Genomic DNA, 17,215 nt, shown 5'->3' on the forward strand with positions numbered 1-17,215 from the left:
GGGCTCCTCAGGAAAATCCACTGGCAATCAAGGCTGGAAAAGGGACGGCATCGCGGGGCGGGCGACACTGTAAGGGAGACGGCAGCCACCCGTGACCGCTATTTTCGACTATCTGCGGTAAAATTGTTACGTATCCTGCGGCAAAGTATCAAAACCGGCAAATTTAGATAGAGGGATACGTCACAGTGTCGGATGGTCGCGGCAATATCCTCCGACCCTGTTAAAATGCCCGGCCATTTTCGCTAGCGAACCCTATTTCCGCATGTCCCGACTCAACCCCCGGCAGCAAGAAGCCGTGAACTACGTCGGCGGCCCTCTTCTGGTGCTCGCCGGTGCCGGTTCCGGCAAGACCAGCGTGATCACCCGCAAGATCGCGCACCTGGTGCAGAACTGCGGCATCCGCGCCCAGTACATCGTCGCCATGACCTTTACCAACAAGGCCGCGCGCGAGATGAAGGAGCGCGTCGGCACCCTGCTGCGCGGCGGCGAAGGCCGCGGCCTGACCGTGTCCACCTTCCACAACCTGGGCTTGAACATCATCCGCAAGGAGCATGCGCGCCTGGGCTACAAGCCTGGTTTCTCGATCTTTGACGAAACGGACGTCAAGGCATTGATGACCGACATCATGCAAAAGGAATATTCGGGCGAAGACGGCGTCGACGAGATCAAGAACATGATCGGCGCCTGGAAGAACGACCTGATCCTGCCGCCCGAGGCCCTGGAAAACGCGCGCAACCCCAAGGAACAGACCGCCGCCATCGTCTACACCCACTACCAGCGCACGCTCAAGGCGTTCAATGCGGTGGACTTCGACGACCTGATCCTGCTGCCGGTAAAGCTGTTCCAGGAACACGCCGACATTCTGGAAAAATGGCAGAACAAGGTGCGCTACCTGCTGGTGGACGAATACCAGGACACCAACGCCAGCCAATACCTGCTGGTGAAGCTGCTGATCGGCACCCGCTGCCAGTTCACCGTGGTGGGCGACGACGACCAGTCGATCTACGCCTGGCGCGGCGCGCGCCCGGAAAACCTGATGCTGCTCAAGGACGACTACCCGTCGTTGAAAGTGGTGATGCTGGAGCAGAACTACCGCTCCACCAGCCGCATCCTGCGCTGCGCCAACGTGCTCATTTCCAACAACCCGCACGCCTTTGAAAAGCAGCTGTGGAGCGAGATGGGCCACGGCGACGAGATCCGTGTGCTGCGCTGCAAGAACGAGGACGCCGAGGCCGAGCGCGTGGCCATGGAAATTCTCACCCTGCACCTGCGCACCGACCGCCCCTACAGCGACTTCGCCATCCTGTACCGCGGCAACTACCAGGCCAAGCTGATCGAGCTGAAGCTGCAGCACCACCAGGTGCCCTACCGCCTCAGTGGCGGCAACAGCTTCTTCGGGCGCCAGGAAGTGAAGGACCTGATGGCCTACTTCCGCCTGATCGTGAACCCGGACGACGACAACGCCTTCCTGCGGGTGATCAACGTGCCACGCCGGGAAATCGGCTCCACCACCCTGGAGAAGCTCGGCAACTACGCCACCGAACGCAAGGTGTCGATGTACCAGGCTACCGACGAGCTGGGCCTGACCGAGCACCTGGACGCGCGCTTCACCGACCGCCTGTCGCGCTTCAAGCGCTACATGGACAAGGTGCGCGAGAACTGCGCCGGCGATGACCCGATCGCCGCCCTGCGCAGCATGATCATGGACATCGACTACGAAACCTGGATTCGCACCAACAGTTCCAGCGACAAGGCCGCCGACTACCGCATGAGCAACGTGTGGTTCCTGGTCGAGGCCTTGAAGAACACCCTGGAAAAAGACGAAGAAGGCGGCATGACCATCGAGGAAGCCATCGGTAAACTGGTGCTTCGCGATATGCTTGAACGTCAACAGGAAGAAGAAGACGGTGCCGAGGGTGTGCAGATGATGACCCTGCACGCCTCCAAGGGCCTGGAATTCCCCTACGTGTTCATCATGGGCATGGAGGAGGAAATCCTTCCGCACCGCTCCAGCATCGAGGCCGACACCATCGAGGAAGAACGCCGCCTGGCCTACGTGGGCATTACCCGCGCGCGCCAGACCCTGGCCTTCACCTTCGCGGCCAAGCGCAAGCAGTACGGCGAAATCATCGATTGTGCGCCCAGCCGCTTTCTCGATGAACTGCCGCCGGATGATCTCGCCTGGGAAGGCAATGATGACACCCCCACGGAAGTCAAAGCCGTAAGAGGCAACAATGCATTGGCCGATATTCGCGCCATGCTCAAACGCTGATTCAACATCGCCTCGGCCCCGTAGCCGGGGCCAATACGTATATTGAGGAACTGCCGTGGAAGCACTGCACAAGAAAATTCGCGAAGAAGGCATCGTGCTTTCCGATCAGGTACTGAAGGTTGACGCCTTCCTGAACCACCAGATCGACCCGGTCCTGATGCAGCAGATCGGCGACGAATTCGCCCGCCTGTTCGCGGATTCCGGCGTGACCAAGATCGTCACCATCGAAGCCTCGGGCATCGCCCCGGCGGTGATGACGGGCCTGAAACTGGGCGTGCCGGTGATTTTCGCGCGCAAGCACCAGTCGCTGACCCTGACCGAGAACCTGTTGTCGGCCACCGTCTACTCGTTCACCAAGCAGACCGAGAGCACCGTGGCCATCTCGCCACGCCACCTCAACAGCAGCGACCGCGTGCTGGTGATCGACGACTTCCTGGCCAACGGCAAAGCGTCCCAGGCACTGATCTCGATCATCAAGCAGGCCGGCGCCAGCGTTGCCGGCCTGGGTATCGTCATCGAGAAGTCGTTCCAGGGCGGCCGCGCCGAACTGGACGCCCAGGGCTACCACGTGGAATCCCTGGCGCGCGTTGAATCGTTGAAAGACGGCGTAGTGACTTTCATCGAGTAACGGCTGACGCAGCCTTCGGCAGCTGCTACGGAATCTTCGTGGCAGCGGCCGAAGGCCGCTACCCCCGCAGGTAGCTCAGGGGCTCCGGCTGCGCCGTGGCCTGCAACCCCGCCAGCAGCAAGCGCTGCAACAAATCCTCACGCAGCCCCTCTGGCTGCGCCAACTGCATGCGCATCAGGTGCACGGGAAAGCTCGACGCCGGTGGCGCGTCCAGCGCAGCCTTGCCCAGGTCCAGCAGCTCGGTGAGCTTGAACTTGCTCTTGAGCCAGTTCAGCGCCCGCAGCAGGTCGCGCTCCTCAGCCGTGAAATCACAACCCAACGGGTACTCGGGGAACAGCGCCGCGTGCTTGCTGGCCAGCGCCTGCAGGCGTTCAGGGGTGTTGTCGGTGAAGCGCGGGTGGAGCCGGAAGTCCTTCGGCAGCTTGCCGGCGATCTGCGCCTGCTCGATCAGCGCGGTCTGGAAGCGCGAGTCGGTGATGGTCAGCAGCGCTTCGATCACCTGGGCGTCGGTGCGCCCGCGCAGGTCGGCGATGCCGTACTCGGTGACGACAATGTCACGCAAGTGCCGGGGGATGGTGCAGTGGCCGTACTCCCACAGAATGTTCGAGCTGACCTCGCCACCTGCCTCGCGCCAGCTGCGCAGCACCAGGATCGACCGCGCGTCGTGCAGCGCATGGCCCTGCACGACGAAATTGTATTGGCCGCCGACCCCACTCAGCACCCGGCCATCTTCCAGCTGGTCGGACACTGCCGCGCCGAGCAGGGTCACGGTGAACACCGTGTTGATGAAGCGGGCGTCACGCCGTTGCAGGCGCTTGAGGGTTTCCTGGCCATACAGCTCGTTGATGTAGCTGATGGCGGTCATGTTGAAGTTGTTCAAGCTATGGCGCGGCAGCTCGCGCAAACGCTGGTAGAAACTGCGCGGGCCGAGGAAAAAGCCGCCGTGCACGCTGACCCCGCCTGGTTCGTCACCGGCAAGCCGGCCGGCATTGGCCAACGCCTGGGCCTGCTCGTCCGGGTACACCTTGCGGCGTAAGATGCCGGCGTCCACCAGCACCATCAGGCCGTTGACGAACATTTCGCTGCAGCCATACAACCCTTCGGCGAACGGCCCCACGCCGCCTTCACGGGCAATCAGCGCCTGCCAGGGGGCCAGGTCCAGGTCTGCCATCAGCGCCTGGTAGCCGGCGTTGTCGGCCTGGCGCGCCAGCAGTGCGGCGGTCAGGGCATCACCCATGGAACCAATGCCTATCTGCAGCGTGCCGCCGTCGCGCACCAGGGTACTGGCATGCAGGCCAATGAAATGGTCCTGCAGCCCCACCGGCATGTTCGGCGTGGAAAACAGCGTGGTGGTGTCGGCTTCATCGATCATCAGGTCGAACAGGCTGCGATCCACCTCGGCGTCCCCGGCCATGAACGGCAGCTCGGCATGCACCTGCCCCAGCATCAGGATGGTCTCGCCGGCCTCGCGACGCTTGGCCAGCATGGGCAGCAGGTCCAGGGTGATGTCGGGGTTGCAGCTCAGGCTCAGCTTCGCCGGGTGGTAAGGGTCCTGGGCCACCAACTGCGCCACCAGGTTCAGGCCTTGGGCGTTGATGTCACGGGCGGCGTGGCTGTAGTTGCTGCTGACGTAGGACTGCTGCGCCGCATGGCTGTGCAGCAGGTTGCCCGGCTGCATGAAGAACTGCTCGACGCGTATGTTGGCCGGCAGGCTGTCGCTGTGCAGGTCGGCGAGGAAATCCAGCTCGGGGTAATCGCCATACACCCGCTCCACGAAAGGCTCCAGGAAGCGCTTTTGCAGGCCGTCGCCCAACTTGGGGCGGCCCAGGCTCAAGGCCGTATAGATGGTCAGGCGCCGCTCGGGCAACTGGCGAATGCGCGCGTACAGCGCATTGACGAACCTGTTCGGCTTGCCCAGCCCCAACGGCAGGCCCATGTGGATATGTGCCGGCAGCCTTGCCAGCACCTCGTCGACGGCACGATCGATCGAACAGACTTGCGTCATCGGCACCTCCGCTTGCGCTCAATTGCACCCTGATGCTTCAGAGGGCCATTCAGATAGTCAGCGGAACAGCTCCGCATGGCTACCCAGATCGACAAACAAAACGAGGTCGGGTTCGGGCAGCGAGTAAATCAACAGAAAGTCGCCGCCAATATGGCATTCCCTGAACCCTTTCCACTCGCCCACGAGATCATGATCTCGATAAATCGGGGGCAACGGCTCGCCCATGAAAAGCAGCGTCATCACCTGGCATACCTCGTTCATGTCACGGCGACCTGCGCGGTTATAGCGCTCCCATGACTTCCTGAACTCTGGCGTTTGTGAACACCGCTTAGGCCTTTTTGCCCGTTTTTCCTTTTTTTGGAACATCGCCATCCGTATCACCGAGCATTTCGTCTATCGAGTTGAAATGCCGATGGATCTCCCGAGCCTGCTGCATGGCGCGCGCGGTTTTTTCCGACGGCACTCTCACCTCAAAAGGCAGACCTTGACTCGCCACAACCTGACGGAGGAACAGGCGCATGGCATCACTCAAGCTCAGCCCGCAGGACTTCAGTACCTCGGTGGCGCTGATTTTCAAATCCTCTTCAATGCGGCACCGCACATCAGTGGTCTTCAGTATCGCGGCCATGTTGATCACCTCTCCGCCAAAATGTAGCTACATTGTTCCCACGCGGAACATTATCGGTTCTGTCTCACGGTGGCACAACATCAGACATGTTTCCAAACAAAACGCACCCGTAGCCTGGCGGAAGCATTCACGGTGTAGGTGCGCGCGGGAGGCTTCCGTCAGAGGCCGGACATTTTCTTGATGGCGCCTTTCAGCTCGTCGTCGGTGCAGTCGGCGCAGGTGCCCTTGGGCGGCATGGAGTTGATACCGGTAATGGCCTTGGCCAACAGGCCGTCGACGCCGCCCTGCTCTTTGGCGCGTTTGCCCCAGTCGGCGTCGTCGCCGATTTTCGGCGAGCCGAGCAGGCCAGTGCCGTGGCAGGCGTTGCAGTGCTTGGCGATGACGTCGTCAGGGGATTTCGCAGCGCCGCCGGCGGCCACGGCAGTCACGGCCATGCCGGGGCACTCTTTGCCCTGCACGCACACCTGGCCAACGGGTTCGAGGCGCTTGGCGATGTCGTCGGTAGTGGTCGCCTGGGCAGTCAGGGCCCAGAGGGCCAGTGCGGTTGCTGGTGCGGCCAGCATCTTGTTGATTTTCGAGTTCACGCCTACACCCTCATGGTGGCTAATCGCGCCTGCGGCCACGGTTTCGCAGGCAGCGTCCAGTATAGCGACAAAGCCTGCCGCCCCGGAACAACCTTATTATTCTCATGGGTATTGCCGTGACGTCAGCGCGTCACGGCTCCCTGACCATTGAGTGTAGCGCTGTAATGCGCGGTCAGAAGTTCGCCGGGGTGGCGGCGCTGATCAGCCGGGCCGGCTCGTCGTAGGGATTGCGAAAACGGTGCGGCTTGGTGCTCTCGAAGTAGTAGCTGTCGCCGGCTTCGAGAATGAAGGTTTCCGCGCCCACCACCAGCTCCAGCTTGCCTTCCAGCAGGATGCCGGTCTCTTCGCCTTCGTGGGTGAGCATCTCTTCGCCGGTGTCGGCGCCTGGCGGGTAGATCTCGTTGAGGAAGGCGATGGCCCGGCTCGGGTGCGCCTTGCCCACCAGCTTCATGGTTACGGCGCCGTCGGAGATGTCGATCAGCTCGTTGGCCTTGTAGACGATCTGGGTGGGGTTTTCGGGCTGCAGCTCTTCGGAGAAGAATTCCACCATGGACATGGGAATGCCCCCCAGCACTTTGCGCAGGGAGCTGATCGAAGGGCTGACGCTATTCTTCTCGATCATCGAAATGGTGCTGTTGGTGACGCCCGCACGTTTGGCGAGTTCACGCTGGGACAGACCTTTGAGTTTGCGAATGGCTTGCAGTCGTTCACCGACGTCCAATGCTGGAGCCTCCAGGGGGTATTCACGGTCAGGGGGTGTTTTTATGAACGTTATCATGGCAACAGCGTTCAGTATTTACAACACTTCTACCCCTGCCGGCCTACGCCCCGGCGACTTGCGGTGCTGCGCTGCCTGGCTTCAAGCCCCGGAATAGACCAGTGGCACCCGGCGCAGGTTGCAGAAAACCTGGTAGGGAATGGTCTCGGCGCAGGCGGCCACTTCGCTGGCCAGAATATGCTTGCCCCACAGCTCCACGGTGCTGCCCAGGTCTGCTTCGGGCACATCGGTGAGGTCTATGCACAGCATGTCCATGGACACCCGGCCCAGCAGGCGGCTGCGCTTGCCGGCCACCAGCACCGGGGTACCGGTGCCCGCGTGGCGCGGGTAGCCGTCGGCGTAACCGAGGGCAACGACACCGATGCGCATGGGTTTGTCGGTAATGAACTTCGCGCCGTAGCCGATGGGCTCGCCAGCGGGCAGTTCACGCACGCAGATGACCTTGGACTCCAGGGTCATCACCGGCTGCAGGCGCGCGGCTTCGGCCTGGGGCTCTTCAAACGGCGTGGCGCCGTACAGCATGATGCCCGGGCGTACCCAGTCGCTGGGCACTTGGGGCAAGCCCAGCACGGCCGGCGAATTGCGCAGGCTGATTTCCGCCGCCAGGCCCTGGCGCGCGGCTTCGAACACGGCCACCTGATTGGCGCTGCTGGCGCAGTCCAGTTCATCAGCGCGGGCAAAGTGGCTCATCAGGACGATTTTCGCCACTTTGCCGCTGGCCAGCAGGCGCTGGTAGCCGGCGGCGTAATCCTTGGGGTGCAGGCCGACGCGGTGCATGCCCGAGTCCAGCTTCAGCCACACCACGATAGGCTTGCTCAGTTGCGCCTGCTCGATGGCTTCCAGCTGCCACAGCGAATGCACCACGCACCAGAAGTTGTGTTCCACCACCAGTTGCAGCTCGTCTGCCTCGAAAATGCCTTCCAGCAGCAACACCGGCGCCTGGATGCCGGCGGCGCGCAACTCCAGCGCTTCCTCGATGCAGGCCACGGCAAAGCCGTCGGCCTCGCTTTCCAGGGCCTGAGCGCAGCGCACGGCGCCATGGCCATAGGCGTCGGCCTTGATCACGGCCAGGGCCTTGGCCCCGTTGGCGAGTTCACGGGCCAGGCGGTAGTTGTGACGCAGGGCATTGAGGTCGATGAGGGCACGGGCAGGGCGCATGACGGCTGTCTTCTTCTGGGCAGACTGTTGGCATAAAAAACCCGGTAATGGTGGCAGCCACTACCGGGCACAGGTTATTTCTCAGGGCAGCGCGGCGACCACCGAAAGCTCGACGAGGATTTCCGGCTCGCACAGCTTCGCTTCCACCGTGGCACGGGCCGGTGCCACGCCCTTGGGCAGCCACTGGTCCCAGACACTGTTCATGCCTTCGAAGTGGGCGTCGATGTCCTTCAGGTAGATGGTCACCGACAGCAGGCGCGACTTGTCGGTGCCGGCCAGGTCCAGCAGGCGCTCGATGTTGCTCAGGGTTTCACGGGTCTGCTGCTCAATCCCGGCCTCCATGCTATCGCCTACCTGCCCGGCAAGGTATACGGTGCCGTTGTGGGTGACGACCTGACTCATGCGCTCATTGGTGAGCTGGCGCTGGATTGACATGCTTTGCAGTCTCCTGGTGTTTACCGTAACGGGAAATATCGAGGCCTTCGGCGCTGATTTGCGGCTTCTTGCGCGCCATCAGGTCGGCCAGGAAGCGGCCAGAGCCGCAAGCCATGGTCCAGCCGAGCGTGCCGTGGCCGGTGTTGAGGAACAGATTGCGCAACGGCGTGGCACCGACGATGGGCGTGCCATCGGGGGTGGTGGGGCGCAGGCCGGTCCAGAAACTTGCCTGGTTCAGGTCGCCGCCGTGAGGATAAAGATCGTTGACGATCATCTCCAGCGTTTCACGCCGACGCGGGTTCAACGACAGGTCGAAACCGGCGATCTCGGCCATGCCGCCCACGCGGATGCGGTTGTCGAAACGGGTGATGGCGACCTTGAAGCTCTCGTCCAGAATGGTCGAGGTGGGCGCCATGGCCGGGTTGGTGATGGGCACGGTCAGCGAGTAGCCCTTCAGCGGGTAAACCGGCGCGCGAATGCCCAGCGGCTTGAGCAGCTGCGGCGAGTAGCTGCCCAGCGCCAGCACGTAGCGGTCGGCGGTTTCCAGCTTGCCGTCGATGACCACGCCATTGACCCGGTCACCCGCAAAATCGAGGCGCTCGATGTTCTGCCCGAAGCGGAACTCCACGCCAAGGTCGATGGCCATCTGGGCAAGTTTGGTGGTGAACATCTGGCAGTCGCCAGTCTGGTCGTTGGGCAGCCGCAGGGCACCGGCGAGGATGTTGGTGACACCAGCCAGGGCCGGCTCGACGCGAGCAATGCCGTCGCGGTCGAGCAACTCGTAGGGCACGCCGGACTGCTCCAGCACGGCGATGTCCTTGGCGGCGTTGTCCAGCTGCGCCTGGGTGCGGAACAGCTGGGTGGTGCCCAGGGTGCGGCCTTCGTAGGCGATGCCGGTCTCGGCGCGCAGCTCGTCGAGGCAGTCGCGGCTGTACTCGGACAGGCGCACCATGCGCTCCTTGTTCACCGCGTAGCGGCTGGCGGTGCAGTTGCGCAGCATCTGCGCCATCCACAGGTATTGGTCGATGTCGGCGGTGGCCTTGATGGCCAGGGGCGCGTGGCGCTCCAGCAGCCATTTGATGGCCTTGAGCGGCACGCCCGGGGCGGCCCACGGCGAGGCGTAGCCAGGCGAGACCTGGCCGGCGTTGGCGAAGCTGGTTTCCATGGCAACGGCGTTCTGGCGGTCGACCACCGTCACTTCAAAGCCCTGCCGCGCCAGATAATAGGCACTGGCGGTACCTATCACACCGCTACCAAGTACCAGAACTCGCATGCTCAATCCCTCAACGCGGATAACCGCTGACATTTGTTGTTTATTGCGAAGATGCGCGCAGTTTAAAAAACATCAGCCAGTGCTATTCACTATATAACGGCCTATTATTGGCGAGAATTCTCGGCAAAAACCGCTTTTACGGAGGGGCATCGCCTATGCGCACCCAGCATCAGAGCAAACGTGAGCTGGACAAGATCGACCGTAACATCCTGCGTATCCTGCAGGCCGACGGGCGTATTTCGTTCACTGAACTGGGGGAAAAGGTCGGCCTGTCGACCACGCCCTGCACCGAGCGCGTGCGCCGCCTGGAGCGCGAAGGCATCATCATGGGCTACAACGCCCGCCTCAACCCGCAGCACCTCAAGGGCAGCCTGCTGGTGTTCGTGGAGATCAGCCTGGACTACAAGTCGGGCGATACCTTCGAAGAATTCCGCCGCGCAGTGCTGAAGTTGCCCCACGTGCTGGAATGCCACCTGGTGTCAGGTGATTTCGACTACCTGGTGAAAGCGCGCATCTCGGAGATGGCCTCGTACCGCAAGCTGCTGGGCGACATCCTGCTGAAACTGCCACATGTGCGCGAGTCCAAGAGCTACATCGTGATGGAAGAGGTGAAGGAGAGCCTGAACCTGCCGATTCCCGATTGAGGTTGGCGTTATCCGTTACACCAGCACCTGCCGCGTGCTGGCAATGAACTGATGCACCGCCTTTTCCGCCAGCGGGTGAATCAACTCCACCGGCCGCCGCCCATTGGGGCACGGCAGGCTTTCGGTAGTGCCGAACAACCGGCAAATCATCGGCCGTTCTTCATACACCGTGCAGCCGTTAGGCCCCAGGTGCACACAGTTCAACTCGGCCAACGCCGCCTCCTGCTCCGCTGCAGTCTTGCGCGGCAGGCGGGCCATCTCCTCGGACGAGGTGGTGACCGGGCCGCAGCAATCGTGGCAACCCGGCACACATTCGAAGGAAGGGATCTGCTCACGCAGGAAAAGAATCTTGTGGCGGTTGCAGCTCATGGGGCGGTACCTGTCGACGCGAGGCGCCATTTTGCCTGTCCGGCGCCGCCCGACGAAAGCCCCGCCGGTCCTTCACTCCTTCCAGAACGGCTTCAGCCCTTCGACTCGCGCCTCGCTGGCTGACAGGCCAATGTCGCGCAGCTGGTCCGCATCCAGCTCCAGCAAGGCCCGGCGGGTGGTCAAGCGGTGCCACATCAGGCCCCAGAAGCCCAGCCCGTCGGGGGCCGAGCGCAAGCGCCGCCCCTGGGCGTCAAATGCCTGGAGTTCCTGGCTGCGCAGCAGCAGACGCACATCGCTCAAGCCGTTCATGACCTTGCTCCTTGGTGTTGGTGTGGGTACGGGTCCATCATCTGCCCAATACACATGACCTTACAGATCCAAAAAACAGGTATATTCGCCATACAGATCTGCGCAAACGCCGACTGTATCGCTGCAATTCAGCGCTATCTGTATGGTCCCCACCTGCCGCCGGGAGTACGCCATGACCCTCTATGTGAATCTTGCCGAACTGCTGGGCTCGCGCATCGAGCAGGGTTTCTACCGCCCCGGCGACCGGTTGCCATCGGTGCGCGCGCTGAGCGCCGAGCACGGCGTAAGCCTGAGCACCGTGCAGCAGGCCTATCGGGTGCTGGAAGACAACGGCCTGGCCGCACCGCGCCCCAAGTCCGGCTATTTCGTGCCCAGCGCCCGCGAACTGCCGGCGCTGCCGGTGGTTGGGCGCCCGGCGCAGCGGCCAGTGGAGATTTCCCAGTGGGACCAGGTCAGCGAACTGATCCGCAGCGTGCCACGCAAGGACGTGGTGCAGCTGGGCAGGGGTATGCCCGATGTCGACAGCCCTACGCTCAAACCGCTGCTGCGCAGCCTGGCGCAACTGTCGCGGCGCCAGGACATGCCGGGGCTGTACTACGACACCGTCAACGGCACCGAGGCCCTGCGCACCCAGGTGGCGCGCCTGCTGCTGGACTCCGGCTGCCAGTTGCAGGCCAGTGACCTGGTGATCACCACCGGCTGCCACGAGGCGCTGTCAGCCAGCGTGCGCGCCGTGTGTGAACCGGGGGACATCGTTGCCGTCGACTCGCCAAGCTTCTTCGGCGCCATGCAGACCCTGAAGGGCCTGGGCATGAAGGCCCTGGAGATTCCCACCGACCCCATCACCGGCATCAGCCTGGAAGCCCTGGAGCTGGCCCTGGAGCAGTGGCCGGTGAAGCTCATCCAGCTCACCCCCAACTGCAACAACCCGCTGGGCTACGTGATGCCCGAGGCGCGCAAGCGTGCGCTGCTGACCCTGGCCCAGCGCTACGACGTGGCAATCATCGAGGACGACGTCTACGGCGACCTGGCCTACACCTACCCGCGGCCACGCACCATCAAGTCGTTCGACGAAGACGGCCGCGTGCTGCTGTGCAGCTCTTTTTCCAAGAGCCTGGCGCCCGGCCTGCGCATCGGCTGGGTAGCCCCGGGCCGCTACCTGGAGCGGGTGCTGCACATGAAGTACATCAGCACCGGCTGTACCGCCACGCAGCCGCAGCTGGCCATCGCCGACTTCCTCAAGGAAGGGCATTTCGAGCCGCACCTGCGGCGCATGCGCAGCCAGTACCAGCGCTCGCGCGACTTGATGATCGACTGGGTCAGCCGCTACTTCCCCGCCGGCACCCGCGCCAGCCGGCCACAGGGGGGGTTCATGCTGTGGGTGGAATTACCGGAAAGTTTCGACACACAGCGGCTGAACCGCGCTTTACTGGAGCAGAACGTACAGATCGCCGTGGGCAGCATTTTCTCGGCCTCGGGCAAATACCGGAACTGCCTGCGGATGAACTTCGCCGCGCGCGCCACCAGCGATATCGAGGCGGCGGTACGCAAGGTCGGCGAAACCGCGAAGCGCCTGATTGCAGACATGGACGACCAGACTGAATGACTTTTACCCGCCCGCTGGAGTCATAGCCACGCCCGCTCTGCCTTGAAGGATGCCCGAGTTGCGAAACCACTGGCTGTTGCCACTGCTGATGCTTGCCCTGCTGGCCGGTTGCGCCACCAACACCGGGCACCGTGAACCGAGTCAGGCGCTGCCCGCCGACCAATCGGCGTTTGGCCGCTCGGTACAGGCGCAAGTCGCCGAGCATGGCGGCCAATCCGGCTTTCGCCTGCTGCCCAATGGCCCGGAAGCCTTCCGCGCCCGCGCCGAGCTGATCCGCAATGCGCAGAAGAGCCTGGACCTGCAGTACTACATCGTCCACGACGGCTTGAGCACCCGCGCGCTGGTGCATGAACTGCTGAAGGCTGCCGACCGTGGCGTGCGTATCCGCATCCTGCTGGACGACACCACCAGCGACGGCCTGGACGACATCATCGCCACGCTGGCCGAGCACCCCAACATCCAGATCCGCCTGTTCAACCCGCTGCACCTGGGCCGCGCCACCGGCGCCACGCGGGCCATGGGGCGGCTGTTCAACCTGTCGCAGCAGCACCGGCGCATGCACAACAAACTGTGGATCGCCGACGACAGCATGGCGATTGTCGGCGGCCGCAACCTGGGCGATGAATATTTCGACGCCGAGGCCAACCTCAATTTCACCGACATTGACCTGCTCAGCGTGGGCCCCGCCGCCGCCCACCTGGGGGAAAGTTTCGACCAGTACTGGAACAGCGCCCTGAGCCGGCCCATCGGTGAGTTCCTGTACTTCAAACCCTCGCCCAAAGACCTGGTGAAAACCCGCGGGCGCCTGGAAGCCTGGCTGGCCGACGCCCGCCAGCAACGCCCGGCACTGTACCAGCGCATGATGAACTACCGTTTCGAACCGCAGATGGCCACCTGGCGTAACGAGCTGATCTGGGCCGACAGCCAGGTGCTGTGGGATGCGCCCAGCAAGGTATTGGCCGTGGATGAGCCCGACCCGCACTTGCTGCTGACCACGCAACTGGCGCCGCAGCTGGAGAACGTGCACCAGGAGCTGATGCTGATCTCGGCCTACTTCGTGCCGCGCGAACCGGGCCTTTTGTACCTGACCGGGCGCGCCGATGCCGGGGTGTCGGTCAGCCTGCTGACCAACTCGCTGGAAGCCACCGACGTGCCTGCCGTGCACGGCGGCTATGCGCCCTACCGCAAGGCGCTGCTGGAGCACGGCGTGAAGCTGTACGAACTGCGCCGCCAGCCAGGGGAGCTGCCCAAGCGCAAGCTGCTGGGTTTCCATGGCAGCTCCGACTCCAGCCTGCACAGCAAGGCGATGATTTTCGACCGCCAGCGGGTGTTCATCGGCTCGTTCAATTTCGATGCGCGCTCAGTGCTATGGAACACCGAGGTGGGCGTGCTGGTGCACAGCCCGGAGTTGGCCGAACGCACCCGCGAGCTGGCGCTGCAAGGCATGGCGCCGGCGCTCAGCTACCAGGCCGTGCTACAGGACGGCAAGGTGGTGTGGGTGACGGAGGACAACCATCACCTGCACACCCTGACCACCGAGCCGGGTGACCTGTGGCGGCGCTTCAATGCGTGGATGAGCAAGGCCATTGGCCTGGAGAAGATGCTCTGACCCTGTAGCCAGGGTCAGGCCGGCAGCTCCAGCGCATGGGGTTTGCGCGCCAGCAGCACCAGGCCAAACGCGCCCGCCGCCATCAACAGCGGCAGTGCGTGCCCGCTCACCCACTGGCTGCCGGCCCCGGCCAGCACCGGCCCGATCAGGCAGCCAATACCCCACAGCTGCGCCACATGGGCGTTGGCGCGCACCAGCGCGTCATCCCGGTAACGCTCGCCAATCAGCACCAGCGACAGGGTGAACAAACCACCGGCGCTGGCGCCGAAAACCACCCACAGCGGCCAGATGGCAATCGTCTCGATCAACAGCGGGATCGCCAGACTGGACAGCATCAAGGCCACCGCGCAGCCGAAGAACAGCGTGCGCCGCGACATGCGGTCGGCCAGCGCGCCAATCGGCAGCTGCAACAGCGCGTCGCCCACCACCACGGTGCTGACCATGAACAGCGCGATCTGCGCGGTAAACCCCTGCTGCAGGCAATACACCGGCAACAGCGTGAGGATCATTGCCTCGAACGCGGCAAACAGCGAAATGGCCCAGGCAATCACCGGCAGGCGCCGGCAGAAGCCGGCCAGGTCGCGCAGGGTCACGTTGCAGGCCTCGGCGCTGGGCGCGCCGCTGCGGCCCAACAGCAGCAGCGGCGACACCACCAGCAGCGCCACGCCCACCCAGAAGCCGTAATCCTGGTCGGTACCCACGGCGCCCAGCAGCAAAGGCCCGCACAGCTGGCTCAGGGCATAGCTGCTGCCATACAGCGCCACCAGGCGGCCGCGCCATTGCTCGACGACGATCTGGTTGATCCAGCTTTCGCCCAGAATGAAGACGATGGTCAGCACCATGCCGATCAGCAAGCGCAGCCCCAGCCACACCGGGTAGCTGGGCAGCAGGGCCAGCAGGCCGACCGATAGCGCCCCGCCCCACAGGCACAGGCGCATCAGCTGCGCCGTGCCGAAGCGCGCTGCCAGGCGGCTGGCAAGGCCGGCGCCGGCCAGCACGCCAATGGCCGGCATCGCCGCCATGACACCGATGGCGAAGCTGCCATAGCCCCAGCCTTCCAGCCGCAACGACACCAGCGGCATGCTTACGCCCAACGCCAGGCCTACGCTCAACACGGCGCTCAGCACGGCGAAATAGGTTCCCCAACGCATTTCCACGCTCCTGTGGATAACTGCCAAGACGACACAGCCGGGCCTTCCCTGCGGAAGGCCCGGCTGTGTGCATGCAACTCGTAGCAGCTGCCGCCAGGCTGCGTTGGCCCGCACAGCGGGCCCAAAAATGACGCAGCCTGCGGCAGCTGCTACGAGGGTGGCGACCTTACAACTTGATCCAGGTCGCCTTCAGCTCGGTGTACTTGTCGAAGGCGTGCAGCGACTTGTCACGGCCGTTGCCCGACTGCTTGAAGCCACCGAACGGTGCGGTCATGTCGCCGCCGTCGTACTGGTTCACCCACACGCTGCCGGCGCGCAGCGCCTTGGCGGTCAGGTGGCCCTTGGAGATGTCCGAGGTCCACACTGCGGCGGCCAGGCCGTACGGCGTGTCGTTGGCGATGTTGATGGCTTCCTCGACGGTGTCGAAGGCAATCACCGACAGCACCGGCCCGAAGATCTCTTCCTGGGCAATGCGCATGGCGTTGTCCACGCCGTCGAAGATGGTCGGCTCGACGTAGGTGCCACCGGTTTCTTCGAGGATGCGCTTGCCGCCTACCAGCAACTTGGCACCGTCGTTGTGGCCGGCTTCGATGTAGGACAGCACGGTGTTCATCTGCTGAGTGTCCACCAGCGCACCCACGGTGGTCTGTGGGTCCAGCGGGTTGCCTGGCTTCCAGGCCTTCAGCGCTTCCAGCACCAGCGGCAGGAACTGATCCTTGATGGAGCGCTCCACCAGCAGGCGCGAGCCGGCAGTGCAGACTTCGCCCTGGTTGAAGGCGATGGCGCTGGCAGCCGATTCGGCAGCCGCTTTCAGGTCCGGGGCATCGGCGAACACGATGTTCGGGCTCTTGCCGCCGGCCTCCAGCCACACGCGCTTCATGTTCGACTCGCCAGCGTAGATCATCAGCTGCTTGGCGATCTTGGTGGAGCCGGTGAACACCAGGGTGTCAACGTCCATGTGCAGCGCCAGCGCCTTGCCCACGGTGTGGCCGTAGCCAGGCAGCACGTTGAACACGCCCTTCGGAATGCCGGCCTCGATGGCCAGTTCAGCGATGCGGATGGCGGTCAGTGGCGACTTTTCCGACGGCTTGAGGATTACAGAGTTACCGGTGGACAGCGCCGGGCCCAGTTTCCAGCACGCCATCATCAGCGGGAAGTTCCACGGCACGATGGCGGCCACGACGCCTACTGGCTCGCGAGTTACCAGGCCCAGCTGGTCGTGGGGGGTGGCAGCGACTTCGTCGTAGATCTTGTCGATGGCCTCACCGCTCCAGGACAACGCGTTGGCAGCGCCGGCCACGTCGATGTCCAGCGAGTCGCTGATCGGCTTGCCCATGTCCAGGGTTTCCAGCAGCGCCAGTTCCTGCGCGTTCTGCTTCAGCAGCCCGGCGAAGCGAATCATGGTGGCCTTGCGCTTGGCCGGGGCCAGGCGCGACCAGACGCCGCTGTTGAAGGTGCTGCGCGCGTTTTCCACGGCGCGCTGGGCGTCCGCCAGGTCACAGCTGGCAACCTGCGCCAGGAGGCGACCGTCGACCGGGCTCAGGCATTCGAACGTGGCGCCGGAAGCGGCCGCGGTGTATTCACCGTTGATGAATGCACGGCCTTCAATCTTCACATCCCGGGCACGTTGTTCCCAGTCCGCACGAGTCAAAGTGGTCATACGTATCCCCTCCTCTTATTGATTTACAGCGCCCGCGAAGCATAATCGCGCACGCTTGCGAATAGTGCCGGTCCAGAAACACGGCTCACGGCATCCGTTACCCTAA

17 protein-coding genes are annotated in these 17,215 nt (G+C 63.6%); 5 read left to right on the forward strand and 12 right to left on the reverse strand.

Annotation, left to right across the window (positions count from 1 at the left end):
* The first annotated feature begins 262 nt into the window (after positions 1–262).
* On the forward strand, positions 263–2,272 hold the full coding sequence (rep, locus tag AC0SZ7_RS15605) for a DNA helicase Rep (protein ID WP_475505228.1): 2,010 nt from the start codon (positions 263–265) through the stop codon (positions 2,270–2,272).
* Positions 2,273–2,327: 55 nt separating this feature from the next.
* Entirely contained in the window at positions 2,328–2,900 is a 573-nt protein-coding gene (locus AC0SZ7_RS15610) for a xanthine phosphoribosyltransferase (RefSeq protein WP_475505229.1), read from the forward strand.
* 58 nt (positions 2,901–2,958) lie between these two features.
* Here the strand turns inward: AC0SZ7_RS15610 and AC0SZ7_RS15615 are convergent, their stop codons facing one another.
* The 8 genes from AC0SZ7_RS15615 to dadA all read right to left on the reverse strand — a co-directional run bounded on the left by AC0SZ7_RS15615 (position 2,959) and on the right by dadA (position 9,761).
* Positions 2,959–4,905 carry an acetyl-CoA hydrolase/transferase C-terminal domain-containing protein gene (locus tag AC0SZ7_RS15615; protein ID WP_475505230.1) on the reverse strand — a complete coding sequence of 649 codons (1,947 nt, stop codon included), beginning with the start codon at positions 4,903–4,905 and terminating at the stop codon, positions 2,959–2,961.
* Between the two features lie 57 nt (positions 4,906–4,962).
* Positions 4,963–5,277: a type II toxin-antitoxin system YafQ family toxin gene (locus AC0SZ7_RS15620; RefSeq protein ID WP_475505231.1), complete on the reverse strand. Its 315-nt coding sequence runs from the start codon at positions 5,275–5,277 to the stop codon at positions 4,963–4,965.
* A complete protein-coding gene (locus AC0SZ7_RS15625) occupies positions 5,234–5,533 on the reverse strand; it encodes a type II toxin-antitoxin system RelB/DinJ family antitoxin (RefSeq protein ID WP_416421842.1) in 300 nt (99 codons plus the stop codon). Before AC0SZ7_RS15625 ends, AC0SZ7_RS15620 begins: the two co-directional genes overlap by 44 nt.
* A 158-nt stretch (positions 5,534–5,691) precedes the next feature.
* Positions 5,692–6,096: a c-type cytochrome gene (locus AC0SZ7_RS15630; protein WP_475505304.1), complete on the reverse strand. Its 405-nt coding sequence runs from the start codon at positions 6,094–6,096 to the stop codon at positions 5,692–5,694.
* A gap of 193 nt (positions 6,097–6,289) precedes the next feature.
* The gene (locus AC0SZ7_RS15635; RefSeq protein ID WP_027980762.1) at positions 6,290–6,838 is read right to left on the reverse strand and encodes a cupin domain-containing protein; all 549 of its coding nucleotides are present in this window, start codon (positions 6,836–6,838) and stop codon (positions 6,290–6,292) included.
* Positions 6,839–6,976: 138 nt separating this feature from the next.
* Complete coding sequence (gene alr, locus AC0SZ7_RS15640) at positions 6,977–8,053, reverse strand: alanine racemase (RefSeq protein ID WP_475505232.1); 1,077 nt, start codon at positions 8,051–8,053, stop codon at positions 6,977–6,979.
* An 81-nt stretch (positions 8,054–8,134) separates the two neighbouring features.
* Positions 8,135–8,488: a RidA family protein gene (locus AC0SZ7_RS15645; RefSeq protein WP_475505233.1), complete on the reverse strand. Its 354-nt coding sequence runs from the start codon at positions 8,486–8,488 to the stop codon at positions 8,135–8,137.
* A complete protein-coding gene (gene dadA, locus AC0SZ7_RS15650) occupies positions 8,460–9,761 on the reverse strand; it encodes a D-amino acid dehydrogenase (protein WP_475505234.1) in 1,302 nt (433 codons plus the stop codon). Before dadA ends, AC0SZ7_RS15645 begins: the two co-directional genes overlap by 29 nt.
* Positions 9,762–9,916: 155 nt before the next feature.
* Between dadA and dadR the strand changes: the two genes are divergently transcribed.
* The gene (gene dadR / locus AC0SZ7_RS15655; protein ID WP_008366790.1) at positions 9,917–10,405 is read left to right on the forward strand and encodes a transcriptional regulator DadR; all 489 of its coding nucleotides are present in this window, start codon (positions 9,917–9,919) and stop codon (positions 10,403–10,405) included.
* A gap of 15 nt (positions 10,406–10,420) precedes the next feature.
* On the opposite strand, the gene AC0SZ7_RS15660 is transcribed toward dadR, so the two are convergent.
* Positions 10,421–10,774 carry a YkgJ family cysteine cluster protein gene (locus tag AC0SZ7_RS15660; RefSeq protein ID WP_475505235.1) on the reverse strand — a complete coding sequence of 118 codons (354 nt, stop codon included), beginning with the start codon at positions 10,772–10,774 and terminating at the stop codon, positions 10,421–10,423.
* A 72-nt stretch (positions 10,775–10,846) separates the two neighbouring features.
* Positions 10,847–11,083, reverse strand: coding sequence for a DUF1127 domain-containing protein (locus tag AC0SZ7_RS15665; RefSeq protein ID WP_475505236.1), 237 nt, complete (start codon positions 11,081–11,083; stop codon positions 10,847–10,849).
* Between the two features lie 172 nt (positions 11,084–11,255).
* Here AC0SZ7_RS15665 and AC0SZ7_RS15670 point away from each other — a divergent pair, with 172 nt between their 5' ends.
* Positions 11,256–12,689, forward strand: coding sequence for an aminotransferase-like domain-containing protein (locus AC0SZ7_RS15670; RefSeq protein ID WP_475505237.1), 1,434 nt, complete (start codon positions 11,256–11,258; stop codon positions 12,687–12,689).
* A 49-nt stretch (positions 12,690–12,738) separates the two neighbouring features.
* Positions 12,739–14,298, forward strand: a complete 1,560-nt coding sequence (locus AC0SZ7_RS15675) for a phospholipase D family protein (RefSeq protein WP_475505238.1) — start codon at positions 12,739–12,741, stop codon at positions 14,296–14,298.
* A 14-nt stretch (positions 14,299–14,312) separates the two neighbouring features.
* Here AC0SZ7_RS15675 and AC0SZ7_RS15680 read toward each other — a convergent pair whose 3' ends face one another.
* A complete protein-coding gene (locus AC0SZ7_RS15680; protein WP_475505239.1) occupies positions 14,313–15,449 on the reverse strand; it encodes an MFS transporter in 1,137 nt (378 codons plus the stop codon).
* Between the two features lie 166 nt (positions 15,450–15,615).
* On the reverse strand, positions 15,616–17,109 hold the full coding sequence (locus tag AC0SZ7_RS15685) for an aldehyde dehydrogenase (RefSeq protein ID WP_475505240.1): 1,494 nt from the start codon (positions 17,107–17,109) through the stop codon (positions 15,616–15,618).
* Between the last annotated feature and the right edge of the window lie 106 nt (positions 17,110–17,215).

The sequence above is a fragment of the Pseudomonas sp. JC1203 genome (assembly GCF_056175065.1).

What these genes read in the sequence shown, in the direction of transcription:
- AC0SZ7_RS15625 (WP_416421842.1), bottom strand. Translation starts at nt 5,533, where the DNA reads ATGGCCGCGATACTGAAGACCACTGATGTGCGGTGCCGCATTGAAGAG.
- AC0SZ7_RS15665 (WP_475505236.1), bottom strand. Translation starts at nt 11,083, where the DNA reads ATGAACGGCTTGAGCGATGTGCGTCTGCTGCTGCGCAGCCAGGAACTC.
- dadA (WP_475505234.1), bottom strand. Translation starts at nt 9,761, where the DNA reads ATGCGAGTTCTGGTACTTGGTAGCGGTGTGATAGGTACCGCCAGTGCC.
- AC0SZ7_RS15620 (WP_475505231.1), bottom strand. Translation starts at nt 5,277, where the DNA reads ATGGCGATGTTCCAAAAAAAGGAAAAACGGGCAAAAAGGCCTAAGCGG.
- AC0SZ7_RS15685 (WP_475505240.1), bottom strand. Translation starts at nt 17,109, where the DNA reads ATGACCACTTTGACTCGTGCGGACTGGGAACAACGTGCCCGGGATGTG.
- AC0SZ7_RS15675 (WP_475505238.1), top strand. Translation starts at nt 12,739, where the DNA reads ATGCCCGAGTTGCGAAACCACTGGCTGTTGCCACTGCTGATGCTTGCC.
- AC0SZ7_RS15630 (WP_475505304.1), bottom strand. Translation starts at nt 6,096, where the DNA reads ATGCTGGCCGCACCAGCAACCGCACTGGCCCTCTGGGCCCTGACTGCC.
- AC0SZ7_RS15645 (WP_475505233.1), bottom strand. Translation starts at nt 8,488, where the DNA reads ATGTCAATCCAGCGCCAGCTCACCAATGAGCGCATGAGTCAGGTCGTC.
- dadR (WP_008366790.1), top strand. Translation starts at nt 9,917, where the DNA reads ATGCGCACCCAGCATCAGAGCAAACGTGAGCTGGACAAGATCGACCGT.
- AC0SZ7_RS15670 (WP_475505237.1), top strand. Translation starts at nt 11,256, where the DNA reads ATGACCCTCTATGTGAATCTTGCCGAACTGCTGGGCTCGCGCATCGAG.
- AC0SZ7_RS15660 (WP_475505235.1), bottom strand. Translation starts at nt 10,774, where the DNA reads ATGAGCTGCAACCGCCACAAGATTCTTTTCCTGCGTGAGCAGATCCCT.
- AC0SZ7_RS15615 (WP_475505230.1), bottom strand. Translation starts at nt 4,905, where the DNA reads ATGACGCAAGTCTGTTCGATCGATCGTGCCGTCGACGAGGTGCTGGCA.
- AC0SZ7_RS15680 (WP_475505239.1), bottom strand. Translation starts at nt 15,449, where the DNA reads ATGCGTTGGGGAACCTATTTCGCCGTGCTGAGCGCCGTGTTGAGCGTA.
- rep (WP_475505228.1), top strand. Translation starts at nt 263, where the DNA reads ATGTCCCGACTCAACCCCCGGCAGCAAGAAGCCGTGAACTACGTCGGC.
- alr (WP_475505232.1), bottom strand. Translation starts at nt 8,053, where the DNA reads ATGCGCCCTGCCCGTGCCCTCATCGACCTCAATGCCCTGCGTCACAAC.